This window comes from Delftia sp. K82 (assembly GCF_002193035.1).
GTDB lineage: Bacteria > Pseudomonadota > Gammaproteobacteria > Burkholderiales > Burkholderiaceae_C > Comamonas > Comamonas acidovorans.
This window is the reverse complement of sequence record NZ_MYFL01000004.1, coordinates 586,429-612,632: the sequence shown is the minus strand read 5'-3', so window position 1 is coordinate 612,632 and position 26,204 is coordinate 586,429. Positions and strand designations below refer to the sequence as shown.

The 26,204-nt window shown below is 69.0% G+C and carries 23 protein-coding genes; 10 read left to right on the top strand and 13 right to left on the bottom strand.

From position 1 onward, the window contains the following. The first annotated feature begins 8 nt into the window (after positions 1-8). Complete coding sequence (locus KDK82_RS26215) at positions 9-470, top strand: hypothetical protein (protein WP_016454505.1); 462 nt, start codon at positions 9-11, stop codon at positions 468-470. A gap of 23 nt (positions 471-493) precedes the next feature. Here KDK82_RS26215 and KDK82_RS26210 read toward each other — a convergent pair whose 3' ends face one another. Continuing rightward, a complete protein-coding gene (locus tag KDK82_RS26210) occupies positions 494-964 on the bottom strand; it encodes a universal stress protein (protein WP_034397960.1) in 471 nt (156 codons plus the stop codon). Between the two features lie 135 nt (positions 965-1,099). Here KDK82_RS26210 and tgt point away from each other — a divergent pair, with 135 nt between their 5' ends. Beyond that, a complete protein-coding gene (gene tgt / locus KDK82_RS26205) occupies positions 1,100-2,272 on the top strand; it encodes a tRNA guanosine(34) transglycosylase Tgt (RefSeq protein WP_012202481.1) in 1,173 nt (390 codons plus the stop codon). A 45-nt stretch (positions 2,273-2,317) separates the two neighbouring features. Here tgt and KDK82_RS26200 read toward each other — a convergent pair whose 3' ends face one another. Beyond that, positions 2,318-3,268 carry a LysR family transcriptional regulator gene (locus KDK82_RS26200; protein WP_012202480.1) on the bottom strand — a complete coding sequence of 317 codons (951 nt, stop codon included), beginning with the start codon at positions 3,266-3,268 and terminating at the stop codon, positions 2,318-2,320. A gap of 111 nt (positions 3,269-3,379) precedes the next feature. On the opposite strand from KDK82_RS26200, the gene KDK82_RS26195 reads away from it, so the two are divergent. Continuing rightward, a complete protein-coding gene (locus KDK82_RS26195; RefSeq protein WP_088166632.1) occupies positions 3,380-4,510 on the top strand; it encodes an aryl-sulfate sulfotransferase in 1,131 nt (376 codons plus the stop codon). Next, positions 4,507-5,505, top strand: a complete 999-nt coding sequence (locus KDK82_RS26190) for a tripartite tricarboxylate transporter substrate binding protein (protein ID WP_088166631.1) — start codon at positions 4,507-4,509, stop codon at positions 5,503-5,505. Before KDK82_RS26195 ends, KDK82_RS26190 begins: the two co-directional genes overlap by 4 nt. Positions 5,506-5,541: 36 nt before the next feature. Here KDK82_RS26190 and KDK82_RS26185 read toward each other — a convergent pair whose 3' ends face one another. The 7 genes from KDK82_RS26185 to KDK82_RS26155 form a co-directional block, all read right to left on the bottom strand. Next, positions 5,542-6,312: a hypothetical protein gene (locus tag KDK82_RS26185; protein ID WP_088166630.1), complete on the bottom strand. Its 771-nt coding sequence runs from the start codon at positions 6,310-6,312 to the stop codon at positions 5,542-5,544. Between the two features lie 120 nt (positions 6,313-6,432). Continuing rightward, a complete protein-coding gene (locus tag KDK82_RS26180) occupies positions 6,433-7,560 on the bottom strand; it encodes a diguanylate cyclase (protein WP_230590958.1) in 1,128 nt (375 codons plus the stop codon). Between the two features lie 160 nt (positions 7,561-7,720). Then, positions 7,721-8,935 carry a GGDEF domain-containing protein gene (locus KDK82_RS26175; protein WP_034399116.1) on the bottom strand — a complete coding sequence of 405 codons (1,215 nt, stop codon included), beginning with the start codon at positions 8,933-8,935 and terminating at the stop codon, positions 7,721-7,723. 157 nt (positions 8,936-9,092) lie between these two features. Further along, positions 9,093-10,226: a zinc ribbon domain-containing protein gene (locus tag KDK82_RS26170; protein WP_088166628.1), complete on the bottom strand. Its 1,134-nt coding sequence runs from the start codon at positions 10,224-10,226 to the stop codon at positions 9,093-9,095. 67 nt (positions 10,227-10,293) lie between these two features. Next, positions 10,294-11,112: a DUF2145 domain-containing protein gene (locus KDK82_RS26165; protein ID WP_179217982.1), complete on the bottom strand. Its 819-nt coding sequence runs from the start codon at positions 11,110-11,112 to the stop codon at positions 10,294-10,296. Positions 11,113-11,120: 8 nt separating this feature from the next. Beyond that, positions 11,121-11,591, bottom strand: coding sequence for a hypothetical protein (locus tag KDK82_RS26160; protein ID WP_012202472.1), 471 nt, complete (start codon positions 11,589-11,591; stop codon positions 11,121-11,123). 37 nt (positions 11,592-11,628) lie between these two features. Continuing rightward, positions 11,629-12,102, bottom strand: coding sequence for a YiaA/YiaB family inner membrane protein (locus KDK82_RS26155; protein WP_012202471.1), 474 nt, complete (start codon positions 12,100-12,102; stop codon positions 11,629-11,631). 310 nt (positions 12,103-12,412) lie between these two features. On the opposite strand from KDK82_RS26155, the gene KDK82_RS26150 reads away from it, so the two are divergent. After that, complete coding sequence (locus tag KDK82_RS26150; RefSeq protein ID WP_088166626.1) at positions 12,413-13,597, top strand: trans-acting enoyl reductase family protein; 1,185 nt, start codon at positions 12,413-12,415, stop codon at positions 13,595-13,597. On the opposite strand, the gene KDK82_RS26145 is transcribed toward KDK82_RS26150, so the two are convergent. Both KDK82_RS26145 and KDK82_RS26140 read right to left on the bottom strand, forming a co-directional pair. Further along, entirely contained in the window at positions 13,594-15,558 is a 1,965-nt protein-coding gene (locus KDK82_RS26145) for an MFS transporter (protein WP_088166625.1), read from the bottom strand. The two genes, KDK82_RS26150 and KDK82_RS26145, sit on opposite strands and share 4 nt — an antisense overlap. An 11-nt stretch (positions 15,559-15,569) precedes the next feature. Continuing rightward, positions 15,570-16,394, bottom strand: coding sequence for a hypothetical protein (locus KDK82_RS26140; RefSeq protein WP_088166624.1), 825 nt, complete (start codon positions 16,392-16,394; stop codon positions 15,570-15,572). 114 nt (positions 16,395-16,508) lie between these two features. Between KDK82_RS26140 and KDK82_RS26135 the strand changes: the two genes are divergently transcribed. From KDK82_RS26135 to KDK82_RS26115, 5 genes are all read left to right on the top strand, one after another. Beyond that, positions 16,509-17,249 (top strand): helix-turn-helix transcriptional regulator, encoded by a 741-nt coding sequence (locus tag KDK82_RS26135; protein ID WP_012202467.1) that lies wholly within the window; start codon positions 16,509-16,511, stop codon positions 17,247-17,249. Between the two features lie 182 nt (positions 17,250-17,431). After that, the gene (locus KDK82_RS26130; RefSeq protein ID WP_012202466.1) at positions 17,432-17,821 is read left to right on the top strand and encodes a YXWGXW repeat-containing protein; all 390 of its coding nucleotides are present in this window, start codon (positions 17,432-17,434) and stop codon (positions 17,819-17,821) included. Positions 17,822-17,983: 162 nt separating this feature from the next. After that, positions 17,984-18,991: a tripartite tricarboxylate transporter substrate binding protein gene (locus KDK82_RS26125; RefSeq protein ID WP_088166623.1), complete on the top strand. Its 1,008-nt coding sequence runs from the start codon at positions 17,984-17,986 to the stop codon at positions 18,989-18,991. Positions 18,992-19,056: 65 nt separating this feature from the next. Next, complete coding sequence (locus KDK82_RS26120) at positions 19,057-20,538, top strand: SidA/IucD/PvdA family monooxygenase (protein ID WP_063327671.1); 1,482 nt, start codon at positions 19,057-19,059, stop codon at positions 20,536-20,538. 7 nt (positions 20,539-20,545) lie between these two features. Further along, the gene (locus tag KDK82_RS26115) at positions 20,546-21,706 is read left to right on the top strand and encodes a peroxidase-related enzyme (RefSeq protein WP_088166622.1); all 1,161 of its coding nucleotides are present in this window, start codon (positions 20,546-20,548) and stop codon (positions 21,704-21,706) included. 170 nt (positions 21,707-21,876) lie between these two features. On the opposite strand, the gene KDK82_RS26110 is transcribed toward KDK82_RS26115, so the two are convergent. Both KDK82_RS26110 and KDK82_RS26105 read right to left on the bottom strand, forming a co-directional pair. Then, positions 21,877-24,495: a sulfite reductase flavoprotein subunit alpha gene (locus KDK82_RS26110; protein ID WP_088166621.1), complete on the bottom strand. Its 2,619-nt coding sequence runs from the start codon at positions 24,493-24,495 to the stop codon at positions 21,877-21,879. A gap of 345 nt (positions 24,496-24,840) precedes the next feature. Further along, positions 24,841-26,204 (bottom strand): choice-of-anchor U domain-containing protein (locus KDK82_RS26105; protein WP_306417405.1); only part of this gene is annotated, 1,364 nt, incomplete at its 5' end.

Sequence of the window (26,204 nt, the reverse complement as noted above, 5' to 3'; positions counted from 1 at the left end):
GGTCCGCCATGGATTTGCAATACCAGCTCAAGGCCGGCAGTTACTGCCTGTACGACATGCGCGAGACGCCCAGTGCCATCACGGGCGAGCGCCGCTGCCGGCTCAGGACCGAGCTGGTGGCCATTGCCTTCGACCTGGTCACGGGCCAGGTCCATGAGCATGGCTCGCCCACGCGCATCCATGCCTGGGCGCTGTGCACGCGCAGGCGGCTGCGCGCGGCCGGCGACTGGGACCAGGCCGACAGCATCGTCGTGGTCTCCGGGCCCCTGCCGGTGGATGAGATCAACAAATGCCTGGGCATACGCGGCTACTGCCGCCGCATGTTCCAGCGCCTGGCCAGTCTGCCGCACGGCAAGCTGCAACCCCACGCGCATGCGCACGCTCATGGTGCCCACGGCGCCTACGGAGCTTACGGCGCCCATGCAGGCCGGCACCAGTCCCATCAGGGCCAGCAACGGCGGGCCGCCTGAAAGCCCGCGCGCGCCCGACCCCCTCACTCGGGACCCAGGTCCTCTTCCCCTTCTTCATCGTGCGGCTCGGCATGCTTGACGATCGTCACGGGCAGCCGGCTGTTGCGTGCCACCTCGCGCGAGACCGAGCCGATCAGCACGCGCCGCAGGCCGCCCTGGCCCAGTGCGCCGATGATGATCTGCTCGCAGCCCGTGCTCTCGGCAATGTCGGCCAGCGCGGCGGCGGGCTCGCCCAGGCCGATCTCCACCTCGTAGGAAATGCCGGCGGCCCGCACCAGGGCCACGGCCGGCGCCACGAGGTGCATGCCGGCGTCCACGCTGGCGGCGGCGATCATGTCCGAGTCCTGCGTGGCCAGCTCGAACAGCGAGGCTTCCTGCTGCACATGGGCCAGCACGAAATGCGCCTGCAGGCCCTGGCGCACCAGGGAGATGGCGTGGTGCACGGCATCCAGCGAGGGCTCGGACCCATCGACGGCAATCATGATCTTCAGCATGCGGACCTCCTTTTTTGTAGCTGGCGAATCGCAACCACCCCAGTGTAGACGCGGGCCGGCTAAGCCAGACGGGCTCCGGGGGCAGTCCCGGCGCGTCCGACACGCACATGCGGCCATCTGGGACAATGGAGGGCTATGCTGCAATTCGACCTGCTCAAGACCGATCCCTCCAGCCACGCGCGCCGCGGCCAGCTCACGCTCAACCACGGCGTGGTGCAGACACCCATCTTCATGCCCGTGGGCACCTATGGCACCGTCAAGGGCGTGATGCCGCGCAGCCTGCAGGAGATGGGCGCGCAGATCATCCTGGGCAACACCTTCCACCTGTGGATGCGCCCGGGGCTGGACATCATGCAGAGCTTCGGCGGCCTGCACGGCTTCGAGAAGTGGGACAAGCCCATCCTCACCGACTCGGGCGGATTCCAGGTCTGGAGCCTGGGCGCCATGCGCAAGATCACCGAGGAAGGCGTGCACTTCGCCAGCCCGGTCAACGGCGACAAGCTGTTCATGTCGCCCGAAGTCAGCATGCAGATCCAGACCGTGCTGAACTCGGACATCGTCATGCAGCTGGACGAATGCACGCCCTACGAGACCAACGGCCACAAGACCACCGAGGCCGAGGCACGCAAGAGCATGGAGATGAGCCGCCGCTGGGCCAAGCGCTCCAGCGACGAGTTCCAGCGCCTGGGCAACCCCAATGCGCTGTTCGGCATCGTGCAGGGCGGCATGTACGAGAACCTGCGCGAGGAATCGCTGCAGGCCCTGGTCGAGATGGACTTCCCCGGCTACGCCGTGGGCGGCGTCTCGGTGGGCGAGCCCAAGGACGAGATGCTGGCCATCATGGCCCACACGCCCCACCGCCTGCCGGCCCACAAGCCGCGCTACCTGATGGGCGTGGGCACGCCCGAGGATCTGGTGCAGGGCGTGGCCGACGGCGTGGACATGTTCGACTGCGTCATGCCCACGCGCAATGCGCGCAACGGCACCATCTTCACGCGCTATGGCGACCTGAAGATCCGCAACGCACGCCACAAGACCGACCACCAGCCGCTGGACCCCAGCTGCACCTGCCATGCCTGCGCAGGCACCAGCGGCGTGAGCTGGGAGCAAGGCGGACGCGACGGCTTCTCGCGCGCCTATCTGCACCACCTGGACCGCTGCGGCGAGATGCTGGGCCCCATGCTCACCACCATCCACAACCTGCACTACTACCTGAACCTGATGCAGGAAGTGCGCAATGCGCTGGAGGCGGGCAACTTCACTGAAATGCGCGCACGCTTCAAGGCCGAGCGCGCCCGGGGCGTCTGACGCCCCGCAGCCGATCGTTCAGGTCACTCAGGTGGCCAGGGTCGCTCAGGTAGCCAGGTCCTTGAGCGACCAGGACACGCCGGTCTCGAAGCCCGCGCGCATCTCGTCGGCCACGCGCTCCAGTTCGTCCAGAAACAGCCGCATGGCGGCTGCCTTGGTGTAGCCGATGCGCTGGTACAGGCAGCCGGGCAACTGCGCCCCTGCGTCGTGCAGGGGCCGCCAGAGCAGGCGGCCGGCCGCCACATCCTCGGCCACGTTGTCGGGCACCAGGAATCCCAGGGCCGTGCTGCCGGCCACCAGGCGCCGCACCATGGGCACGGAGCTGGTCTCCACCAGCGGCCGCTGCTGGTGCAGGGCCGCGCTGTCCATCTGCTCCAGCATGCTGCGCAACTCCATGCCCGGCGCCATCAGGATCAGCGGATAGTCCACGCAATCGCGCAGGCGCAGCAGGCGCGGCTCGGTGGCCAGCGGATGGCCGGGGGCCATCACCGCGCCCAGCGGCTGGGGCCAGGCGCGCACCTCCTGCACGCCGGGCGGCGGCGGGCGGCGCAGGCAATAGGCCACATCGATCTCTCCCTGCGCCACGCCGCGCAGCAATTCCTCGCCCGTGCCCGAGCGCACGCTGAAGGTAATGCCCGGATAGCGCCCATGCAGGCTGGCGATCACCAGGGGCAGCAGGTACTCGGCCGTGGCATGGGACACGCCCACGCGCACATGGCCCCGGCGCAGGGCGCGCAGGTCCTCCACCTGGGCCAGCGCGTTGTCGAAGTCACGCTGGCTGCGCCGCACGGCCGCCAGCATCAGCTCCCCGGCCGTTGTCAGCTGCATGCCGCGCGGCAGGCGGTCGAACAGCGGCACGCCGACCTGGGCCTCCAGATTGAGGATTTGCTGGTTCACGGCGGCCGCCGTCAGGTGCAGCGTGACGGCGGCCTTGCGCACCGAGCCACGGCGCGCCACCTCGTCAAAACAGCGAAAGGCCTGGGAGATTGCGGGCATGGCGCGGAGTGTAAATTTTTATCTGACACCTCATCCAAAACAAACAGCTATTCCTGACGCTTGCGACTGCCTAGAGTGGCGCTCATTCCCGGCCCCCTTTGAAAGCAGCCCATGGCAAGCACCGTAGACCAAGTCACCCAGCGCCGCCGCGGCGTCGGACTCATCGCCCACGACCCCGCCCTCTCGGCCGGCGGCTACACCCTGATCGCGCCGCAGACGGCCGACGGCCATGTCTACCTGGTGGACATCGAAGGCCGCGTGGCCCACGAATGGAAGCTGCCCGTGCGCGCGGGCCGGCACGCCGTGATCCTGCCCAACGGCAACCTCGGCTACAACGGCAACCACCCCCGCTCGCCCGATCGCTATGCGCCGTGGTCCATGTGGCATGGCGGCGATTTCTACGAGGTCACGCCGCAGGGCGAGATCGTCTGGCGCCACGAGGACCCGGACCACCACCATGACGCGCAGTGGCTGCCCAACGGCCATCTGCTCTATGCCGCCTGCGCACCCGTGCCTGCGGGCTTTGCCGAGCGCGTGCCCGGCGGCACCGCGCATGGGTCCGGCGAGGTGATGTACGGCGACGTGATCCGCGAAGTGGACCGCAGCGGCCGCCTGGTCTGGGAATGGAAGGCCTGGGAGCATCTGGCGCCCGAGGACTTCCCCATCCACCCGGGCTTTGGCCGCTATCACTGGCCGCTGGTCAACGGGCTGGGCGTGAGGGCCGACGGCAGCGTGCTCATGAGCCTGCGCACCACCTCCGGCATCATCGCCGTGGACAAGGCCAGCGGCGCGGTGACGCTGCACATTCCGCCCTCCGTGGTCTCGCACCAGCATGCGCCCGTGGCGCTGGACAACGGCCACATCCTGGCCTTCGACAACGGCAACTTCCGCGAAGGCGCACATGTGGCCTTCTCGCGTGTGGTGGAGATCGATCCTGCCGACCACCGCGTGGTCTGGAGCTACCAGGACGAGATGGTCAACGCCTTCTACACCGCCTTCATGGGCAATGCCCAGCGCCTGTGGAACGGCAACACCCACATCACCGAATCGGCCACGGGCCGGCTCTTCGAGGTCACGCCTGCGGGGGAGGTGGTCTGGGAATACATCCTGCCCTGGTTCGCCGAGTACCCCGATGCCGCAGCGCGCCGCACCGGCCCCGGACGGCTCAACAGCGTGTTCCAGACCTGGCGCTACCAGGCGGACCAGCTGCCCTGGCTGGGCGCCGCCGGGAGGCTGTCATGAGCCTCAACCGCAGGCAACTGGCGGCCTGGATGCTGGGCGCGCCCTGGCTGTCACCGGCAGCCCGTGCGTCCACGGCTGGAGCCGACGCCTGGCCCAGCCAGCCGCTGACCGTGGTCGTGCCCTTTTCGCCGGGCGGCAGCGTGGACGTGGCCGCGCGCCTGGTCATGCCGCGCCTGGCGGAGCGGCTGCGCCAGCCCGTGGTCATAGAAAACACCGTGGGCGCCTCGGGCACCATCGCCACCCAGCGGGTGATCAAGGCCAGGCCGGACGGGCATACCGCGCTGTTCGGCGTGGCCAGCTGCGTGCTCATTGCGCCGCTGGTGTCGCCAGAGCGCTTCCGGTATGACGGCCTCAGGGAACTGCTGCCCGTGGCGCCCGTGGCCTCTTCGGCCTTCGTGCTGGCAGGCCGCCCCGACCTGCCGGCCACCACGGCGGCCGAACTGGTGCAGTTGTCGCGCCAGCAGCCGGGCCGGCTGACCGTGGGCACCGATGGCGTGGGCACCAGCCTGCACCTGACCGCAGAAATGCTCCAGCAACAGGCCGGCCTGTCATGGACGCATGTGCCCTACAAATCAGGCCCGCAGGCGCTGACCGAGCTGGCGGGCGGGCAGATCGACCTGGCCGTGCTGCCCGTGGCCCTGGTCCAGTCCTTCGTGCGCGAAGGCAAGCTGCGCGGCCTGGGCGTGACTTCCCGACAGCGGGCCGCCACCTTGCCGCAGACACCCAGCCTGCAGGAAACGCCGGTCTGGCAGTCCTTTGATGTCGAGGCCTGGCAGGGCCTGCTGCTGCCGGCCCGCACCGATGCCCGCATTGCCGAGCGCCTGGCCCGCGAGACCGCAGCCGTGCTGGCCGAGCCGGATCTGGTGCGCAAGCTCGCCGACGCCGGCTTCAAGCCCATGGCCATGGAGCAAGCCCAGTTCATTGCCCACCTGGAGAGGGAGAGAAAGCTGCTGGAGGCCACGGTGCAGGCCGCCCGCATCCACGGAGCGGGCTGATGCAGCCGCGGTAGCCTCGGTGCGGCCGGCCAGGCCCTACTGCATGGCGCCGGGCGCGGCAAACGAGAAGCTGGCCACCTGCACCAGGGCCCGGCCCCGGGTCAACAGGTAGGAATGCGAAGGGGACTGCGCGCGTGGCTGCAGCCTGAAGAAGGATTTGCCGCCACAGCACTGGCCCACCATCTCGAACTCCGCGCCCTCCAGCCGGCAGCCCACCTGCAGGCCGGGCGCAGGCTCATGGGTGATGGCGGACAGCTGCGACACGCGCAGCAGCGCATCGGGCTCGGGCAGCACAGTGCGTTGGGCACTGCCATCGGCATGCTCCACATGCACTGACCGGCCCGCCAGCGCATTGCGCGGATAGACGATCTCCAGCCCCGCGCATCCACCGCGCAGGCCGCGCTGCAGGCCTCCCTCCATGCCATCCAGGGCGCGCGCCCAAGCCGTGAAGCCCAGCCCGCGCGCCGACCCCGCGATGCGCACGCGCCATGCCAGGCGCAGGGCACCACAGTCCACCGCGGTTTCGTAGAGGACCTCGAAGCGGTCGTCTTTCTCGCGCAGGCTCAGTTCGCCGCTGCCATGCACGCAGCGGTCTCCTTGTTCATCACGCACCGCAAAGGCCACGGAGCGCAGGATCTCCAGGCTGCCGTAGCGGACGCTGCGCAGGCAGCCATCGGCCAGTTCGGCACTGAGCGGCCCGGCCTGCAGCTGGCGGGGCCTGGACGACAGATGCCCTTCCCAGCCCGCAATGTCTACGGCCATGTTCCCGGCGATGTTGCCGGCGGTTTCAGCGATCCATTGATTCATATGCGCATCCCAGCCCGTCCTGGGCAGGGTGCCGATGCTATGGACGATCCGTGCGAATGAATAACGATGTTTTCTGGCACTCGTCGTGAGCTGCACTCACAAGCCACACGCCACAAGCAGTCAGGCAGGCGTTGCGCTGGGGGCCGGCCGGGCCTGCTGCGGCTCCAGCACGGTGCAGTTGCGGCCCTGGGCCTTGCCACGGTAAAGCGCCGCATCGGCACGTGCAATGGTCGCCTCCACCGACTCGCCCGCGCGGTACTGCGCGGCGCCCAGCGTGCAGGTGACGCGGGCGCCCTCGCCCAGGGTCTGCGTCCACGGGGCTTCGGCAATGCGCAGGCGCAGGCGCTCCAGCAATTCGCTGGCCTGGGCCAGGTCGGTGTCGGGCAGCACCAGCAGGAATTCCTCACCGCCATAGCGGCCCACGCCATCGGCACTGCGCAGCTGCGACTTCAGCAGCGTTCCGAAGGCGCGCAGCACGCGGTCGCCGCCCTCATGGCCAAAGCTGTCGTTGATGCGCTTGAAGTGGTCTATGTCCAGCAGCGCCACGCACAGCACCGTGCCGCGGTCGTGGGCGGCGGTGCGCACCTCGTGCAGCCGCTCGATCACGCCCCGGCGGTTGCTGACGCCGGTCAGGTCGTCATGGCGCAGCAGGGCCTCGATCTGCGCCAGCGCCGTGGCCAGCTTGTCATTGGCGATGCCCAGCCGGTACTGCATGCTGCGAAAGAAGGTGGCCTGCACGCTGCAGCGCACCACGGCACCGAGCACCACGCCGAAGGCCAGCAACTGGCCTGCAGCCGTGTCCGTGGTCATGCGCATCAGCGGCCCCCTCCAGAGAATGATGGCCGCCACGGCGATGAGCGTGCCTATCCAGGTCAGCCAAAAGCTGGTACGGCTGCGCGCCAGGAAACCGTCGGCGCTGAAGGCGATCAGCATCACCATGGACTGGAACGCCAGCGCAGGGGCGGCCATGACCATGCCCAGCACGCCGATGATGGACACCAGCTGGTGCGTGAGGAACATGCCCGGATCGCGCAGCCTGTGGCACCAGTCGCTGGCATAGGCCCAGGTGATGAAGCCCATGCCCGCCGCCACCCACAGGCCATAGCCCAGCACCACGGCCCAGGGCGCATAGCCGGCCCAGGCATGGCCCAGAAACAGCAGCAGCGCATAGATATGGCTGACCAGCACGGAGATGTGCAGTTGCCAGGTGCGGCGCTTCCAGCGCTCCAGGTGCAGCGCCTCGTCCACCAACGGCGACGCCGGCTTCGGCCCCCACAGGAGACGGTCCGGGAAATTCCGAGAAATGGAGGAAAGCACGGGCATGCGATGAAGCGCGGCGGGCCGGCGGCCCTCATGGGCGCCCATTGTGACCGCATCCGGGAAATCCCGGGGATTGCATCCTTCTCGCCTAGGAGGTACGTGGCGGCCGCACGTCCTCGGCCACCACGATCTGGTTGCGCCCGCAGGCGCGGCCATGCGCGAGGGCCGCTTCGGCACGCTGCACCAGCCGCTCCGAGGTTTCGCCCGCCTGGAACTCCGCCACGGCCAGGGTCAGGGTCAGCGGGTCCTTGTCGGGGTCGGGGATGGGCTTTTCGCTCCAGTGCTGCTGGCGCACGCCCTCGCGCACGCGCTGCAGCGCCCAGACGGCCTGGACGGAGGCGGTATCCGGCATCACCAGCATGAAGGTGTCATCGCGGTAGCGGCCTATGCCGTCCACCGTGCGCAGGTGGGTGACCAGCAGGCCGCTGAGCATGAGCAGCACCCGCTCCTGCAGCGATGGTCCCTTGTGCGGCGGGTGCACGCCCGCACGCTCCACCCAGGGGTCCAGCTCCAGCAGCACCACGCAAAACGGTTCAGGCTTGCGCGCATGGCGTTCGCGCAGGCCATCGACGGCATCCATCAATCGCGAGTAATTGGCCACGCCGGTCAGCGTGTCGCGCCCCGTGGGCAATTGCAGCGAGCCCACGCGGGTCTGCAGCTGCTGCACATCGTCGGCCAGTTGGCCGCAGTAGCTGGACAGCTGCGCCAGTTCCTCGGTGTACTGGCGCTGCATGCGGCTCAGTGCCTGCCACAGGGCCAGCGCATGCACGGCCAGCGGCAGCAGCACGCTGGCCAGCCACAGAATGCGCACGGCGACCGAGCCCGGTGCCATCTGCGGCATGGGCCTGGCCACCACCACGGCGCAGAGCATGGCCAGCATGGCGCACAGCAGCACGATCTGGCCTGCGGGCAAGTGCAGCGCCTGCTCGCGCTCGCCATCCCAGGGCAGCCAGGCGATGGCGGCCAGCCACAGCAGGGCAGAGGCCCAGGCCAGCGAGGGCTGCCAGGCCGCCAGCAGCAAGGCCATCGTGGCCTGTATCCAGCCGTGGCCGCGCAGCGTCCGGGTCAGCGGCAGGCCGGCAGCATGGCAGCGCCAGACCCAGGCCATGCCGGCCAGGGCCGAGAGCGCGGCGTAGGCCGCCCAGGCTTTCCATGAAGAAGGGCCGGCCAGCACATGGCCGGCCAGCAGGGCAGCCCCCACGGCCCAGGCCGCCAGGGGAAGAAGATGGGCGGACGCGCCGGCCGGTGGGTGGGCGGGCTGCGCCGGCGTGTGTTGTGGGGGATACGGCAGCTGGCGTGACATGGCATCCTCGCTGAAGACATCTGCGCCCCGGCCGAGCGCGCAAGCCATGGTGTACCACAACCCCGCGCAGCTTCAAGGGTCTTGCCGGCTCCGGCCGACACCGCCACAGCCGCCGCCAGGGCCACTTCAGGCGGGGGTCAGGCGGGCTCAGCCAGACTCAGCCCGGTGCCGGCCCGGCCTCCTGCACGGGAGGCACGGGAGCCACGGCAGGCGCAGCAGACGTGGAAGGCAACACGGCTCCCGGCTTCCTGCGGTTGCCATCGGCCTGGGTGCCGCAGCTGTGGCAATAGTGCACAAAGGCGCTCTTGCGGGTATTGCAGCTGCCGCAGCGGTCGAACAGGCCTATGCCGCAGTGGGGGCAGAAATCGATGGTGCCATCCTTCAGGTCCACGGGGCGCTCGCAGCCTGGGCATACGCCCTTGGCCAGGCGGGCCAGGGCCACGTCGTAGCCCAGTTCCTGACGCCGCTGCGTCTCGGGCAGTGACTCCTGCTGCTTTTGCCGCTCCAGGTAGCGGTTCAGGCCCAGAATGGCCGCACGCCCCAGCAGCACCGTCACCACGATGCCGACCACATAGCGCACGTAGCCGCCGTAGTCGGGCAGGTAGGGCACGAGTTCGACGAAGAAGGCGAACAGCGCAAAGAAGATGAAGCCCCAGACAAAGGGCCACCAGGTGCTCTTGCGTTGTTTGGCGAACAGCCAGCCGGCCACCAGCAGCAGGGGCAGGGTCAGCGCCAGGCGGTAGAGGAAGACGCGCAGCTCTATGGCGCGCATCTCCTTGCGCCAGGCCTCCATGGCACCGTCGCGCAGACCGTCCCACTGGCGGTTGGCCGCGTCCAGGCGCTGGCGTGCCTGCAGGCTGGCGTCCTGCAGCCGCTCCACGGAGGCACGTGCGGCGTTCTCTTCCTGCTTGATGGCATCCAGCGCCTGGGTGCGCGACAGCAGCTCGCTGTCCTGTTCGGGCCGGGCCGTGGCGCGGCGCGTGGCCACCCAGTTGTCGAAGGTCTCGCGCGCAGAGCGGTAGCGCGCCTGCGTGGCCTGGTACTTGAGGCGCGCGTTCTGCAGCGCCGTCTCCGCCTTGTCGTGATCGGCATCGGCGGCCTTGATCTCGGCCTTGACGGGCTCGGCCGCAGCGGGCGCGATGAAGTCATCCACCGTGCGCGGCGACTCGACCTGGGGCAGATCCCCCACCACCAGGCCGCCCAGGCCGATGAGGAACGAGGCGAACACCACCGCCACCAGCCACAGGCCTCGGCGGAACCATTTTTCGGGCAGACGCAGTGCCTTGCTCATGGGGAAACTCCTGTTTCAGTGTCCTGCGGCCAAGGAAGACCGCAGGCGGAGGAAGAGCCGGTCCGGCTCAGGGCAGCACGCGCACCGGACCCGCCAACTGGCTGCGCTGCAGCCACTGCGTCACCGATTCCACGGTCACGGTTTCTATGCGACTGGCATAGCGCTTGTCGTTGGGATGGTCGTCGAAGGCGATGTTGGCAGCCGTCACGCGCCCGCCCAGCCGCGACAGCGCGCGAATCACCAGCACGCCGGGCTCGTAGCCCTTGAACTGCAGCCAGGCCTGGGCCTGCTCGCGCCGCTGCACCGTGGCCGGCTCCATGGCGGCGGCCAGGGTTTCGGTGGCCCACTGGTTGGACTGCTGGTAGCGCTGGCCCCAGGCATAGCTGACCATGCTGTAGGGCTCGTGCTGCAGGCGCAGCACGGTCTGGGGCTGGGTCAGAAAGGTCCACAGCGCCTGCTGCACGGCGGGCGTGGGCACCTGAACGCCGGCCTCGTAGCGCCACAGGTCGTCCAGAAAGAACTCGCCCAGGCCCTGGCGGTAGACATGGCCGCCGGCCGTGCCGCATTCGTTGAGCTTGTGCGCCACGCGCCAGGGGCCTTCGGGGGTCCTGTAGGCCCAGCCATAGTGGGAATAGTGCAGGTCGTACTTGCTCAGGTCCTGGCCCACGCGCGCCAGCAGCACGACGCGGGTGCCGTTCTTCGCATATTCGGCATCCAGCGCCTGGGATGTGCGCTGGGCCAGTTCCAGGCCCTTTTGCAGGGATTGGGGGGTGAGGGGCTTGTCCTCGCAGCTGCGGCCCGCATGGGCCGTGCCCAGCGCGGCGGCCAGCAGCAGGCCCAGGCAGGCGGCACGGGCCACAGGGGAAGGGGAAAGAGGCGGTTTCATGGCAGACATCACAGGCGTTCGTTGTGCAGCAGGGCCTTGCCCATCTCGTTGGGAATGAAGGCCAGCACCTTGCCGGCCGCCGAGATGACAACGCCTGCGCCGATCACGCTGCAGGTCAGCACGGTGCCCACGGCATAGGCCGAAGCGGAGGCGCCCCGCCCCACCACTTCCACGCTGGCCTGGGCGCCGTCGGAGGCACGCTCGAGCAGATAGACCGTGCCCGTGGCCGAGGCCTGCACCGCCTTCACGGTCAGCACCGCGCCGCCCACCGACAGCGCGGCCGGCAAGGCCACCACGGCGCCAGCGGCCGTCGAAGCCACCGAAGCCGTACCCACCACGGAGGCCACGGGCAGCATGGACAGCGCCACCGAGGCCTCGCTTTGCGCATGGGCAGGCGCCATGGCCAGGGCTGCGCACAGCGCACCAGCGGTCAGCAGGGCACGCGGCAGGCGCGCGAAAACGGATTGGTTGACCATCATTGCTTGGACTCCTGGAAATGCGGGGAAGGGGTGGACATCACTCGGCGTCGGCCGGTTGCGCGGCCTCGCGGCGGCCATGCATGCGGGCCTGCGCCAGGTCGGCCTCGTGGCGGTCACGCAGCATCTTGGCCAGCGTGAAGGCGGTGGTGATGAGATAGAGCCAGCTCACGCCCAGGAAGGCCTTGTAGGTCACGTTGATGTCCATGCTCACCAGCCCCCAGCCAGTCAGCGCCATGGACACGGCAAAGCCGCCCCAGACCACCAGCTTCCACATGGGCGTGTCGCCTGCGCCGCTGCGGCCGCCCTCGTTGTCCCGCACGAACTTGGCCAGCACGAAGGCGGCCGAGAGGCAGAACACATAGCCCATCACCATGAAGGCCTGCTCCAGCTGCTCGCCGGGCAGCCATGCCAGGCCGATGGCGCACAGCGAGACCGCAATGCCGAACGACACCCACACCTGCAGTTGCCAGGCCCGGGTATCACGCTGAACGACGATGGGAGAAGAGGACATTTGCCGAGGTGCCCCTCAAGGGCATTGGTTGAACACGGGACGCATGGTGCCCAGACGTAACTTGCGTGTCTGCATTCAACCGTAACAGTGGCCAGACACAGGCCATCGAGTATCTTCAAACGGTACTTTTCAAGTTTTTGACTGTTGTTTACACCCCAAAAAGTTCCCGCATGTGACACCAGCACACAGGACATCGGGCACGGCACCTGGGCGACAGGAGCCCTGCGACGCGCCACAGACAATGCGCCCACCCCGGCTGCAGTGCAGCGGGCAATCGCACGTTCGCCACGCTGATTGATGGAGATCTCCCATGACCAAACCCTTTGACCTCGTCGTCCACGGCGCCACCGGCTTCACGGGCCGGCTGGTGGTGGAGTACCTGCTCAGGCGCTACCCCGCAGGCAGCGGCCTGCGCTGGGCCATGGGCGGGCGCAATGCCGCCAAGCTCGCGGCCGTGCGCGACGAGCTGGGCGCGCCCGCCGATACCCCGCTGGTGGTGACCGACACCGGCAATCCCGCAAGCCTGCAGGCGCTGATGGAGCAGACCCGCCTGGTCCTGACCACGGTGGGCCCCTACCAGCTCTACGGCAACGAACTCGTGGCCGCCTGCGCCAGCGCCGGCGTGGACTATGTGGACCTGTGCGGCGAGCCAGCGTGGATGCGCCAGATGATCGATGCCCACGAGGCCGCAGCCCGGGCCAGCGGCGCGCGCATCGTGTTCTCCTGCGGCTTCGATTCCATTCCCTTCGACCTGGGCGTATTCATGCTGCAGCGAGAGATGCAGGCCCGCTTCGGTCAGCCCGCCCAGCGCGTGCGGGGCCGGGTGCGCAAGATGAAGGGCACGTTCTCGGGCGGCACGGCGGCCAGCCTCAAGGCCACCATGGCGGCGGCCGCCGCCCAGCCGGGCGTGCTGGAGCTGCTGCGCAATCCGTTCTCGCTCACGCCGGGCTTCGAGGGCCCGCGCCAGCCTTCAGGCAGCAAGCCCATGGTGGACGAGGTGCTGGGCCTGTGGGTGGCGCCCTTCGTGATGGCGGCCATCAACACGCGCAACGTGCACCGCTCCAACTTTCTGCTGGGCCATGCCTATGGCGCCGACTTTGTCTACGACGAGATGATGGTCACAGGCGCGGGCGAGAAGGGCGAGGCCCTGGCCAACGCCGTGGCGGCAGACAAGTCGCTGGGCGCGGACGACGGCCCCAAGCCTGGCGAGGGGCCATCGCGCGAAGAGCGTGAATCGGGCTTCTACGACGTGCTGTTCATCGGCACCGACACGGCCGGCCACAGCCTGCGCGTGGGCGTCAAGGGCGACCGCGATCCGGGCTACGGCTCCACGTCCAAGATGATCACCGAGGCAGCCGTCTGCCTGCTGCAGGACGCTCCGGACACGCCTGGCGGCATCTGGACCACGGCGCCCGCCATGGGCAACGCGCTCATCGCCAGGCTCAAGGCCAATGCCGGCCTGAGCTTCACGGTGGAGGAACAGAACCCCTCTTAGGCCGCCAGCAGCCGCAGCACGCGCTCGCGCAGCAGCGCGGGCTGCACCTCGGCCTGGGCCATGGGCTGGCCCACGTTCAGGCCCACGCGGTTGAACAGGCCACGGCGGAAGGGCCGGACCATGGCGCCGCCCTGCTCGATGCGGCTGAAGTACGAGCCCCAGAGATTGGTCAGCGCCATGGGGACCACGGGCACCTGCAGGCCATCGGCCTGGGCGCGCTCGACGATCTTCATGATGCCGCCACGGAACTCCTGCAGCTGCCCGTCGCGCGTGATGCCGCCCTCGGGGAAGATGGCCAGCAGATCACCCTCGCGCAGCACCTGGGCGGCGCGCTCGAAGGCTGCCTCGTAGGTGGCGGGATTTTCCTTCTGGGGCGCGACGGGAATGGCCTTGGCCAGGCGGAACAGCCAGCCCAGCACGGGCACGCGGAAGATGCGGTGGTCCATCAGGAAGTAGATGGGCCGGGGGCTGGCGGCCATGAGCAGCACGGCATCGACAAAGCTCACATGGTTGCAGGCCAGGATGGCCGCGCCGGTGGCCGGAATGTGCTCGTCGCCCTGCACCTTGAAGCGGTACACGAAGCGCGAGACCACCCAGGCCACGAAGCGCAGCAGGTACTCGGGCACCAGCAAGAAGATGTAGGCCGCCACCACGGCATTGGCAATGCCCGTGATCAGGAACACCTGGGGAATGCTGAAGCCCGCCGCCAGCAGCGCGCCGGCCAGCACGCTGGAGGCGATCATGAACAGCGCGTTGAGGATGTTGTTGGCCGCGATGATGCGCGCGCGGTGCGTGGGCTGGCTGCGCATCTGGATCAGCGCGTACATGGGCACGCTGTAGATGCCGGCCGACAGGGCCAGCATGCCCAGGTCGGCCATCACACGCCAGTGCGCGGGCTGGGCAAAAAAGGCGCCCACGCCCATCAGCTCGGAAGCCGGCAGCGCGCGCGAGGCAAAGAACAGGTCCACGGCGAACACGCTCATGCCGATGGCGCCCAGCGGCACCAGGCCGATCTCCACATGGCGGCGGCTGAACACCTCGCACAGCAGCGAGCCCGTGCCAATGCCTACGGAAAACACCACCAGCAGCAGCGAGGCCACATGCTCGTCGCCATGCAGCACCTCCTTGGCAAAGCTGGGGAACTGGGCCAGGAACACGGCGCCGAAGAACCACATCCAGCTGATGCCCAGCAGCGAGCGGAACACGGCGGGCTGCTCGCGGGCCAGCTGCAGGTTGCGCCAGGTTTCGGTAAAGGGGTTCCAGTTGATGACCAGGTGCGGGTCGGTGGCCGGCGCATTGGGGATGAACTGCGCAAAGATCCGCCCGATCACCGCCAGCGCCAGGCAGGCCACGGCCACCTGCATATGGCCCACCTCGGGCACGGCCACCAGCAGGCCGCCTGCCACGTTGCCCAGCAAGATGGCCACGAAGGTACCCATCTCCACCATGCCGTTGCCGCCCGTCAGTTCGCGCTCGCTGAGCACCTGGGGCAGGTAGGCGAATTTCACGGGGCCGAACAGCGTGGAGTGCAGGCCCATCAGGAAGACGCAGCCCAGCAGCAGCGGCACATTGGCCTGGATGAAGCCCCAGGCGGCCAGCGCCATGATGGCGATTTCCAGGTTCTTGACCAGGCGGAACATGCGGGTCTTGTCCCACTTGTCCGTCAGCTGGCCCGAGGTGGCCGAGAACAGCAGGAACGGCAGGATGAACAGCGCCCCGATCACCAGCCCCGCCATGGCCGAAGGCAGCCAGGAGACGCTGAGCTGGTAAGTCACCATCACGGTGAGCGCGAACTTGAACAGGTTGTCGTTGGCCGCCCCCGAGAACTGCGTCCAGAAGAACGGCGCAAAGCGCCGCTGGCCCAGCAGGGCGAACTGGTTGGGGTGCTCGTGCGCGGCCGATGGCACGGCGCCGGCCGTTGCGGTGGGGGCAGACGGGCTGCCGGTCTCTTGCTGGAACATCTTGTCTTCCCTCAACGGTTGGTGGCGCCGCCGTGGCCGCACGCATCGGCGCACATTGTGCCCGTACTGGTCATGCGCGCCGTGCCGGCCGCACGCAGCGCGGCGATCACGGGCAGGGCGGCGGCCGCCGCCACCACATGCTTGAGGCTGTGGCCGGACACCAGCCCGGCCGTGGCCTCGAAGACGGCCGCATCGCCCCACTCCAGCAGCTTGGCCGCGCCATACCAGGCGATCACCACGCCCAGGCGCAGCGCCAGCGCGCCATGGCGCAGCGCCACGCAGGCCAGGCCCAGCACCGCCAGCATGCCGCCGCCCTGCACCAGCGCCCAGGGCAGCAGGTTGCCGCCATGCAGCCAGACCAGCACCGAGGCCACGGCGGCGACCAGCATGGCCACTGCGGCGCGCACGGCCACGCGGTCGGCAATGCGCGATTGCAGTGCCAGCCCCAGCATGCCGGCAAAGGCCATGGACATGCCCAGCCGGTCGCCGGCCAGGGTGGCATCGTGGGGTGCCCAGTGGTAGACGGACGAGCCTATGGCCGAACACGCCAGCCCCGTGAAGAACAGCGCGGCCAGCCAGCGCAGGGCCGGCGCCAGCGCTTGGCTACGCCGGTCCAGCAGCAGGCGCGCCCCCGTCACGGCGGCCCAGGCAAAGCCCAGGTTGCTGAGCACATCCAGCGCATGGGGCAGCGCCCCCCAGGCACGCTGGTCGGCAAACGCGTGAAAGTCCTGCGGCTGCGGCACGGCGGGGCCAAGCCAGGCGGCCAGCAGCAGCAGGGCAGCGCCCCAGTACAGCGCGCGCAGGGCGGCGGCAGGTGAAATCGATACGGATGGCATGTGTTGCTCCTCGTGAAAAGTGAGGCGGAGTGTGGCGAGCCATCGACCCTTCCAGCATCGTTTTTCTACACCCGCCGCGCAAACCAGCACCTCGGGTATCGATAATCGCTACCCATGAGCACCACTGCCGACCTCGTCATCGCCCTCAAGAAGGAACTCAAGGCCGCCCAGATGACCTATGCCGACCTGGCGCGCGCACTGGGCATGGCCGAGTCCAGCGTCAAGCGCATGCTGGCCAAGGGCGACATGCCGCTGTCGCGCATCGATGCCATCTGCCGCGCGCTGAGCCTGGATTTCGCCGACCTGGCGCGCCGCGTGGCCGACAGCCAACCGCTGCTGCAGGAGATGACGCCCGAGCAGGAGAACGCCGTGGTCGCCGACCGCAAGCTGCTGCTGATGGCCATCTGCGTGCTCAGCCAGTGGACGCTGGAGCAGATCGTGGCCACCTACCGCATGACCGAGGCCGAAGGCATCCGCTACCTGGCCCAGCTGGACCGCATCGGCATCATCGAACTGCGCCCCGGCAACCGCTACCGGCTGCGCCTGGCCAAGACCTTCCGCTGGCGCGCACGCGGGCCGGTGATGGAGTACTTCCGCGAGAACGCCGTGCTCGACTACTTCGGCGGCGGCTTCGACCAGCCCGGTGAGGGCATGCTGATGGTGCACGGCTCCATCGGCCGCCATCTGGCGCCCAGCTTCGTGGAACGCATACAGCGGCTGGCCCATGACTTTTCCCAGCAGCACCTGCAGGACCAGCGCCTGCCGCCGGGCCAGCGCGAGGGCTACACCCTGGTGCTGGCCATGCGCAGCTGGGAATTCACGGCGTTCACGGCGCTTCGAAGAGGCACTGTCTGACGGCGGCTGCAGGACGGCAGCCCGCGCTGCAGCGCCTGGCAACAAGGCTTCACCAAGGCGATACACAAGATTGCAAGACTTCGCGGCGCGGCAACCCGGGATTGACGATGGACCTGCACCATGCAGTCATGGATTCCTTTCACCAGGACTCCAGCCCGATGAACCAAGGACAAGGAGCCGCCATGATTTCCCTTCGCACACCGCTGATTGCCGCCACCCTGGCCCTGGCCGGATGGGCCGGCACCGCGCAGGCCCAGGCCAACGTGACCTATGCGGCGCCGGGCGCCGCCATCTCGGTCCAGTTCGGCGCGCCGCCTCCCATGCGCTACGAGGCGGTTCCTGCACCGCGCCGCGGCTACGTCTGGGCACCCGGCTACTGGCGCCCGCAGGGCCACCGCCATGCCTGGGTAGCCGGCCACTGGGTCAAGGCGCGTCCCGGCTATGTGTACCGCCAGCCCGTGTGGTCGCAGCACGGTGGCCGCTGGGGCTACGCACCCGGCCGCTGGGACCGTGACCGCGACGGCGTGCCGGACCGCCATGACCGCCGCCCCAACAACCCCTACCGCCATTGATGGGCGCTTGCGCCCGGCATGAAGCCCGCCCCATCGGCGGGCTTTTTGCTGAGCGCTGCGGCCATGCCCACACTGGCTTCATACCAACATATGCATATAAAAGTGGCTCATTAAGTTCTCAGGAAAATATGGGAATTGATTCACCGGATTTCCCTGCACACCATGCGCCCCTCGTTTTTCCGCTCCTGGATTCCCGCCGCCGCCGCGGCCCTGGCCGTCTTCGGCTCCACCGCAGCGGTGGCAGCCGATTCGGCGGCTTCGTGGCCGCACCAGCCCGTGACCATGATCCTGGGCTTCCCGGCAGGCTCGGGCGTGGACGTGATCGCGCGCGGCGTGCAGGAGCCGCTGTCCCAGCGCCTGGGCCAGCCCCTGATCATTGACTACAAGTCGGGAGCGGCCGGCAACATCGCCAGCGAGATCGTGGCGCGCGCCAAGCCGGACGGCTACACGCTGGCCTTCGGCACGGCCGCCACGCACGGCAGCAATGCCGCGCTGTACAAGAAGCTGCCCTTCGATGTGGAAACCGACTTCGTGCCGGTGGCGCCGCTGATCGATGTGTCCAACGTGCTGACCATCAATCCCAGCGTGATCAACGTCAAGAACCTCAAGGAGTTCGTGGACGAGATCAAGGCCAACCCCGGCAAGTACAACTACGCCTCCACGGGCAACGGCGCGGGCACGCACATGGCCTTTGCCGAGTTCAATGCGCGCCTGGGCCTGAACATGGTCCACGTGCCCTACAAGGGCGGCCCCGAGGCCATCACCTCGGTGCTGCGCGGCGAGACCTGCTGCATCATGAACCAGGTCCAGACCGTGCTGCCCCACTACAAGAGCGGCAAGGTGCGCCTGCTGGGCGTGACCACGGCCAAGCCCGTGGAAGTCATCAAGGAAGTGCCCACCATCGCCTCCAGCGGCCTGACGGGCACCAAGGGCTTCGACAGCTCGATCTGGTTCGGCATCTTCGCACCCAAGGGCACGGACCCGGCCATCGTGGCCAAGCTCAGCCAGGCCGTGCGCGAGGTGCTGGAGCTGCCCGAGGTGCGTGCGCGCTTCGAGTCCCAGGGCAATGCCATCCGCATCGAGACGCCCGAGCAGTTCAAGAAAACCGTGCACAACGACCGCCTGAAGTGGGCGCAGGTGGTCAAAGACGCGAAAATCAGCATCGATTGATGCCGCGCGCGCCCGCAGGCCCTGCCCCGCTGGCGCGCCTTTCCTCGTGAGTTCCTGGTGAGTCTATGTCCCTGACCGAACCGGCAGCCCCGGCCCCTGCGGGCCTGGCTGCCCTTGAAGAACGCCTGCGCGACGACCTCGTCGCCCTGGGCTGGCCTGCCAAGGCCTGGATTCCTCCCTCCACCCGCGACGGCCAGCCCGTGCACGATGTTCTGGTCATCGGCGCCGGCCAGGCCGGCCTGGCCCTGTCGGCCGCGCTGTCCCAGCTGGGCATCGCGGCCGTTTTGCTGGACAAGGCCCCGCTGGACTTCGAAGGCCCCTGGGCCACGACGGCGCGCATGGAAACCCTGCGCTCGCCCAAGGAGCTGACCGGCCCCGCGCTGGGCCTGCCCTCGCTGACCTTCCGCGCCTGGTTCATCGCCCAATGGGGCCGCGAAGCCTGGGCCGCGCTGGACAAGATCCCGCGCCTGCAGTGGATGGACTACCTGCGCTGGTACCGCCGCGTGATGCGCTGCGACGTGCGCAACGGCCACCAGGTCACCGCCATCCGCCCGCAGGCCGACGGCACGGTCGAGGTCGATGTGACGGCCGATGGCGCCTCGCGCACCTGGCTGGCGCGCCGCGTGGTGCTGGCCACGGGCCGCGACGGCCTGGGCGGCCCGCAGATCCCCGCCTTCATGCAGGGCGTGGACCGCAGCCGCTGGGCGCACTCCTCCGACGTGCTCGACTACCGCCGCCTGGCCGGCCTGCACGTGGGCGTGGTGGGCGCGGGCTCGTCGGCCATGGACAGCGCGGCCACCGCGCTGGAGAACGGCGCCGCCAGTGTGGACCTGCTGGTGCGCCGCAGCGACCTGCCACGCATCAACAAATCCAAGGGCTCGGGCACGCCCGGCCTCACGCACGGCCAGTTCCTGCTGCCCGACGCCTGGAAATGGCGCATACGCCACTACATCAACGTGCAGCAGGTGCCACCTCCGCACGGCAGCACGCTGCGCGTCTCGCGTCATGCCAACGCCCACTTCAACCTGGGCTGCGCCGTGCAGAAGGTGGAGCAGGACGGAGACCGGCTGCGCGTGGACACGCCGCGCGGCGTGTTCGTGCTGGACTTCCTGATCGTCTCCACCGGCTTTGCCATCGACTGGCGCCAGCGCCCCGAGTTCGCCGACCTGGCGCCCCATGTGCGCATCTGGAGCGACCGCTTCGTGCCCGAGGCGGGTGCCGAGGACCAGGAACTGTCGGACTCGCCCGACCTGGGCCCGCTGTTCGAGTTCCAGGAAAAGACGCCCGGCGCCCTGCCCGGCCTGGACCATGTGCACTGCTTTTGCTATCCGGCTGCGCTGTCGCACGGCACGGTGTCGGGCGATATCCCCGCCATCAGCGACGGCGCGCGCAAGCTGGCCCAGGGCCTGGCCTCGCTGTTCTACCGCGAGGACCTGGAACACCACTACGCCCAGCTGCAGTCCTATTCCGAGCCCGAGCTCGACGGCAGCGAATGGACGCCCGCCGACCCCGAAGCCCGCGTGCGGGCCCTGGCAGACAAGACCTGAGATACCCATGACCACCGTCAACGACACCATCGACCGCCTGGCCGGCCTGACCGACCAGTCCCCCGTTTTCGCCACGCGCCACCAGCGCGACAAGGTGGCCATTGCCACCCAGGCCTGCGAGGACCTGCTGCTGGGCGACGGCCTGGCCGACAGCCTGTCGCGCGCCGAGCGCCTGGTGCTGGCCAGCGAGCAATGCCGCGTCAGCGGCGTGCAGGCCCTGGCCGATGAATACCGCCAGCGTGCCGAATCCCTGGGCGATGCCCTGACGCCCGCGCTGCGCACCGTGCTGGCCCAGCCCGGCGCCCAGACCGGCAACGCCCGCCTGGATGCGGCCCTGCACTTTGTGCGCACCCTGGCCCTGCACCCCGCCGAAAGCGACCGCGCCGCCCTGCTGGCCATGCCCGAGTCCGGCCTGTCCATCGACGACACCGTGCTGGTGGCCCAGCTGGTGGGTTTCATCGCCTACCAATTGCGCCTGTTCGCGGGCGTGCAGGCCATGGACGCGCTGGGCGGCCAGGCCAGCGCACCGGCTGCCGAAGCCGCCTCCGCACCCTTCGTGCACCCCGCCAACCTGCCGCCACCGGGCGAGCCGCTGCGCCGCAACGGCTACACCAGCGAAACGCTGGACTGGACGTCCTGGCTGCCCGTGCTCGACCCCGCCACAGCCACGGCCGAGCAGCAGGCCGTGCTGGACCTGAGCCACCCCAAGGCGCGCACTTCGGACTTCTACCTGCTGCTGGCCCGCCAGCCGCGCGTGCTGTCGGAGCGCTCGCAGGCCTTCAACGCCATCATGTATGCACCGGGCGGCCTGTCGCGCGCCGAGCGCGAGGTGGCGGCCACGGCCGTCTCGCGCTCCAACGGCTGCGTGTACTGCGCATCGGTCCACGCCCAGCGCTTCGAGCAGCTGGCCAAGCGCAACGATGTCATGGCCCAGATGTTCGACGACCCGGACACGGCCGGCACCAATGCGCGCGAACGCGCCATCATCCAGTCCTCGCTGGCGCTGACGCGCGCGCCGGGCAGCTTTGGCGCAGCCCAGCTGCAGCCGCTGCGCGATGCCGGCCTCACCGACCAGGAAATCCTGGACATGCTGCATTCGGCCGCGCTGTTCGGCTGGGCGAACCGGTTGATGCTCAATCTCGGGCAGGAAAAGTACATCACCCCCTGAGGCGCTTACGCGCCTTCCCCCGTGGCACGGCGCCTCTCTACTTGCTTCGCAAGGGAGGGGGACGACACCCTCGGGGCGGGGCGGCGCGGCCGGCGTAGGCCCTTCCTCGGTGTCCCTGACTTGGGCCGCGCCAGTTTCATGCGCTGTGCATTAAGACGCGGCGCTTCACCTCAGTACACATCCCTGCGGTAACGGCCTTCGACGATCAGGTCTTCGACGGCGGTAGCGCCCAGGATGTCGGCCAGCGCGGCATCGACGCCTGCGGCCATGCCGTCGGCGCTGCCGCAGACGTAGAGCACGGCGCCGTCGGCGATCCAGTCGCGCAGGGGTTCGGCGGCTTCGCGCAGGGCGTCCTGCACGTAGCGGCGCCGGGCCTGGTCACGGGAGTAGATGAAGTCGGCGCGCTGCAGCTTGCCCGCGGCCAGCCAGCCGGAGACCTCGGCCTCGCAGTACCCGTCATGGGCCCGCTGGCGTTCGCCGAACAGCAGCCAGTTGCGGTGGCGGCCTGCGTGCATGCGCGCCAGCAGGTGGCCGCGCAGGCCGGCATAGCCTGAGCCGTTGCCGATGAAGATGGCCGGAGCATCGGGCTCGGCACCTGCCTCTTCACGCGGCTCGAAGGCGCGGTTTTCCACCAGTCTCATGGCCACGGAGGTGCCCTGGGCCGCATGCGCCGTCAGCCAACCCGACGCCACGCCCAGGCCGCCGTCATGGCGGGCCTGGCGCACCAGCAGCCGCACATGGCCGTCCTGCGGCAGCGAGGCGACCGAGTAGCTGCGCGGCAGCAGGGGCCGCAGCGCATCGGCCACGGCCTGGGGCGCGGTGCCGGGGGCGATGTCGCCCGGGGCCGGCAGCACGCTGGCGGCCAGCGCCTCACCCAGCGTGCAGGTCTGCTGGCGCCATTGCACGGGGACCGAACCGTCACATTCCTGGGCGGCCAGCCAGGCCTGCACGGTGGCTGCGCCATGGCGTGGCAGCACCTCGGCCAGCGCACCAGCCTGCCACAGCGGAGCCACACCTTCGGGCGGCGACAGTTCCAGCACGTAGAGACCGGCGCCCTGGCTGCCCGCATTGCACAGGCTGCGCGCCTGCAGCGGCCATGCGGCAAAGGCCGTGGCATCGGCCAGCGGGCCTGCAGCGGACGCAGGCAGCGCATCCGATGCAGGCGGCATGGCCCCGAAATGTCCAGCCAGCGCCTGCTGCCAGGCATTCCAGGCCTGAGGTTGCTCGCCATCCATCTCGATCAGCGGAAACACGGGCTGCGCGCCCAGGCGGCGCAGCTGGTGGTCCAGCGCATGACCAAAGCCGCAGAAGGCTGCGTACTGCCGGTCGCCCAACGCCAGCAGGCCGTATTGCAGGTGCGGCAGGGCCGAGCCCGAGGCCGCGCCCAGCAGGCGCGCAAAGCGGCGCGCGGCATCGGGCGGATCACCTTCGCCGAAAGTGCTGGCCACGAAGAGCACGCGCCGGTGGTGGCGCAGCTGCTCGGAATCCAGCGCCGCCACGGATTGCAGGCTGGCCGCCATGCCTGCGCCGCGCAGCGCGGCCACGGTGGCCACGGCCAGGCGCTCGGCGCGGCCGGCCTGGCTGGCGAAGGCGACCAGCACGGTGTCCTGGCCCGCAGGGGCGGACGGTGGCGGGTCCGTCATCAGCGCCTGGCGCTCCTTGGCCAGGGCGCGCGCCTTGCGCCGACGGTCCAGGTAGAGCATCCAGCCCGTGATGGCGAACAGGGGCATGATCAGCGAGGCCAGCGTCATGAAGATGCGCCCCGGCATGCCGAAATAGGTGCCCATGTGCAGCGGGTAGATGGCGCCCACGGCGCGGCGGCCCGTGGGCAGGTCGGCATAGCGCTCGTCGCGCTGCACGGCGCCGTCGGGCAGCAGGGCCATCTGGTTGCGCGCGCGTTCATGGGCGGCCTCGGCATCCAGCCAGCTGATCTGCAGGGGCTGGCCCGCGCGCTCGGGCAGGCGCAGTTGGGCGAACTGCCAGCCATGGGCGATGCGCTCGAAGGCGGCCCAGCCGGGCGCGATGTCGATGGGCTGCTGCACGCCAGCCGGCTCAGGCCGGCCGCCACCGGGTTTCGAGGACGGCGCCGCGGGAGCGGCCACACGCGGCGGCACGCCGGCCCAGCCATCCACCGTGCTGCGCACCACGCCAAAGGCCCAATACATGCCGGTGCAGGTGAACACCACATAGGCCACCAGGGCCCAGGTGCCCGCCACCGAGTGCAGGCCCCAGAGAAAGGAGCGGCCCTTGAGCGCCGGGTCGAAGGTCAGCCAGGTGCGCCATGACAGCGGCCGGCGCGGCCAGCGCAGGTACAGCCCCGACAGCGACAGCATCAGCAACAGGCCGGCCAGCGTGCCCGTGATGGGCTTGCCGTCATCGCGCGACAGCAGCAGCCAGCGGTGCAGGCGCTCCACCCATTCGAAAAACTCCGTGCCGTGCTGCTCAGGCAGCTGCGCGCCCGTGTAGGGATCGACAAAGACCGTCTGGCCCCGGCGCTGGCCGGCCGGCGGCTTGAAGGCCACCTGGGCCGAGCGGCCGGGCTCGGCAAAGACGGTGATGCGCTGGACCACGCGCTGCTCGCCGGCCTCGCGCAGCGCCTGCGCAATCTGCGGCGGCGCCAGCGGCGCGGCATCGCGTGCGGGCACGGAGGCAGTGCCGGGATTCAACCAGCCCAGGATCTCCTCGTGGAACGAGAACACCGCGCCCGACAGCCCGATGACGATGAGCACCGTACCGGCCGTAATGCCGACGAACCAGTGCAACTGGAACCAGATTTTCTTGAAAGTCATGGGGAGCAGGCGAGCAGGCGGCGTCGGTCGGAAATCCATTGCGGTGCGCAACGGAACATCAGGACAGAACGGTGCATGGAAGGCAGGCGGGCAGAGATGAAAGTGCGCAGCACCTGTGCATCGGCCCCGGGCGGCGTTGGCCGGGACTTGTCGACGGAAGGCGCCAATCAGCGAGAAATTCTAAATTGTTCTCATTTACGGCGTGTTGCACGCGCGATAGGCCCGCAAGACGGCCTGGGGTTACGGGCAGGCTTGAGCCGCCGGGATGCAGTGCCTGCGCCCAATGGAAATCGCCTGCCGAAACAGGTTCGGCAGGCGATGGTTCAGCTCCTCTTCAGCAGTGTGTCAACCGCGTCTGCGGCGCAGATTCCACAGGCCTGCAGCCAGCATCAGCAGCATGGCCATGGCGAGCATGCGAGGTTCGAGCGCAGGGATCGGCGTGGCATCCGGTGCCGCACCCACACGCGCCGGACCGCTGGGATCCACGATCACGCCATTGGCTGCGCGATCGTCATCACCCTGGCCACCATCGGTGACCACCACCGAGGTCGTATTGCCCGACACCACCGCACCCGGAGGCTGATACCAGGAGTCCGCCGCCCCTGCGGACGCTGGACCGAACTTCCAGTACGCCATGCCGGTCACCGGCCCCGGCCAGGTGACGCTGACCGTGATCGAGCTGCTGGGCGTACAGCCGCGGGCCACGAAGTGCACATTGCCGTACGGGAAGCTCAACTGGCCCGGCGCACCCGCCGCAGCCGCGACGAAGGACGACTGCGACACATCGAACCCGCAGCCCGCGCCACCACCGCTCAAGGTCGCCGTGGCATTGCCTGCCCCGGTGGCTGTCGGACCCGTGAAGGTCGTTCCGAGCACGTTGAGCGAAGTCGTTGTGGCAGGTCCGGTGTTGCCATTGCCGGGGTTGGTCTGGGTCGCGCTGATCGTGTGCAGACCCGGCGTCGGCAAGCCGCCGCCTGGCGTGCAGCTCCACGTCTGATCGGCCGCGACGATTGCCGTACACAGTGTCGTCGAGCCATCCTTCACCGTGATCGTGTAGCCCGGCGTGCCGGTGCCGGATATCTGCGGATAGCCTCCCACCGTGGTCGGCGAAACCGTCAGCGTCGGAGCCACCGGCACCTGCGTGCTGGGAGTGACCGGCGTTGCTGGTGTCGATGCACAGTTCACAGTGCAACCGGCCGTCGGATTGACAGGGTTGATGCCGCCCGACGGATCGTAGGAAGCCGTGTTGGTGCTCGAACCCACCGCCGTCGGCACAGCCGGCAGGTTGAAGCTGGTGTTGCCACCGGCCGCCACTGCCGCAGTGAAGTTCACCGTACACGTCAGCACGGAGCTGCCGTTACCCGCAAACGGGAAGGTGTTGGGCGTGCAGGTCGCGCTGGCCACGTTTGCACCAGTCGGCACACCCGTGATGCTGATGCCTGCCGGCACAAGGTCCTTGATGGTCACGCTGGTGGCGGGGCCGAAGGCACTGGCAGCGTTGGACACGGAGAACGCGTAGTTGAAGGGCGTGCCCACAGCCAGGCTGCCGGGATTGGCCTTGGTGACAGACAGCGCAGGCGTGCCAGGCGTGACCGGAGTCGCCGGCGTGGAAGCGCAGTCTGTCGTGCAACCAGCCGTCGGATTGACCGGGCTGATGCCGCCCGACGGATCGTAGGAGGCCGTGTTCGTGCTCGAACCCACCGCCGTCG

Coding starts and splice junctions, on each gene's coding strand:
- KDK82_RS26215 (WP_016454505.1), top strand. CDS start 9: ATGGATTTGCAATACCAGCTCAAGGCCGGCAGTTACTGCCTGTACGAC.
- KDK82_RS26210 (WP_034397960.1), bottom strand. CDS start 964: ATGCTGAAGATCATGATTGCCGTCGATGGGTCCGAGCCCTCGCTGGAT.
- tgt (WP_012202481.1), top strand. CDS start 1,100: ATGCTGCAATTCGACCTGCTCAAGACCGATCCCTCCAGCCACGCGCGC.
- KDK82_RS26200 (WP_012202480.1), bottom strand. CDS start 3,268: ATGCCCGCAATCTCCCAGGCCTTTCGCTGTTTTGACGAGGTGGCGCGC.
- KDK82_RS26195 (WP_088166632.1), top strand. CDS start 3,380: ATGGCAAGCACCGTAGACCAAGTCACCCAGCGCCGCCGCGGCGTCGGA.
- KDK82_RS26190 (WP_088166631.1), top strand. CDS start 4,507: ATGAGCCTCAACCGCAGGCAACTGGCGGCCTGGATGCTGGGCGCGCCC.
- KDK82_RS26185 (WP_088166630.1), bottom strand. CDS start 6,312: ATGAATCAATGGATCGCTGAAACCGCCGGCAACATCGCCGGGAACATG.
- KDK82_RS26175 (WP_034399116.1), bottom strand. CDS start 8,935: ATGTCACGCCAGCTGCCGTATCCCCCACAACACACGCCGGCGCAGCCC.
- KDK82_RS26170 (WP_088166628.1), bottom strand. CDS start 10,226: ATGAGCAAGGCACTGCGTCTGCCCGAAAAATGGTTCCGCCGAGGCCTG.
- KDK82_RS26165 (WP_179217982.1), bottom strand. CDS start 11,112: ATGAAACCGCCTCTTTCCCCTTCCCCTGTGGCCCGTGCCGCCTGCCTG.
- KDK82_RS26160 (WP_012202472.1), bottom strand. CDS start 11,591: ATGATGGTCAACCAATCCGTTTTCGCGCGCCTGCCGCGTGCCCTGCTG.
- KDK82_RS26155 (WP_012202471.1), bottom strand. CDS start 12,102: ATGTCCTCTTCTCCCATCGTCGTTCAGCGTGATACCCGGGCCTGGCAA.
- KDK82_RS26150 (WP_088166626.1), top strand. CDS start 12,413: ATGACCAAACCCTTTGACCTCGTCGTCCACGGCGCCACCGGCTTCACG.
- KDK82_RS26145 (WP_088166625.1), bottom strand. CDS start 15,558: ATGTTCCAGCAAGAGACCGGCAGCCCGTCTGCCCCCACCGCAACGGCC.
- KDK82_RS26140 (WP_088166624.1), bottom strand. CDS start 16,394: ATGCCATCCGTATCGATTTCACCTGCCGCCGCCCTGCGCGCGCTGTAC.
- KDK82_RS26135 (WP_012202467.1), top strand. CDS start 16,509: ATGAGCACCACTGCCGACCTCGTCATCGCCCTCAAGAAGGAACTCAAG.
- KDK82_RS26130 (WP_012202466.1), top strand. CDS start 17,432: ATGATTTCCCTTCGCACACCGCTGATTGCCGCCACCCTGGCCCTGGCC.
- KDK82_RS26125 (WP_088166623.1), top strand. CDS start 17,984: ATGCGCCCCTCGTTTTTCCGCTCCTGGATTCCCGCCGCCGCCGCGGCC.
- KDK82_RS26120 (WP_063327671.1), top strand. CDS start 19,057: ATGTCCCTGACCGAACCGGCAGCCCCGGCCCCTGCGGGCCTGGCTGCC.
- KDK82_RS26115 (WP_088166622.1), top strand. CDS start 20,546: ATGACCACCGTCAACGACACCATCGACCGCCTGGCCGGCCTGACCGAC.
- KDK82_RS26110 (WP_088166621.1), bottom strand. CDS start 24,495: ATGACTTTCAAGAAAATCTGGTTCCAGTTGCACTGGTTCGTCGGCATT.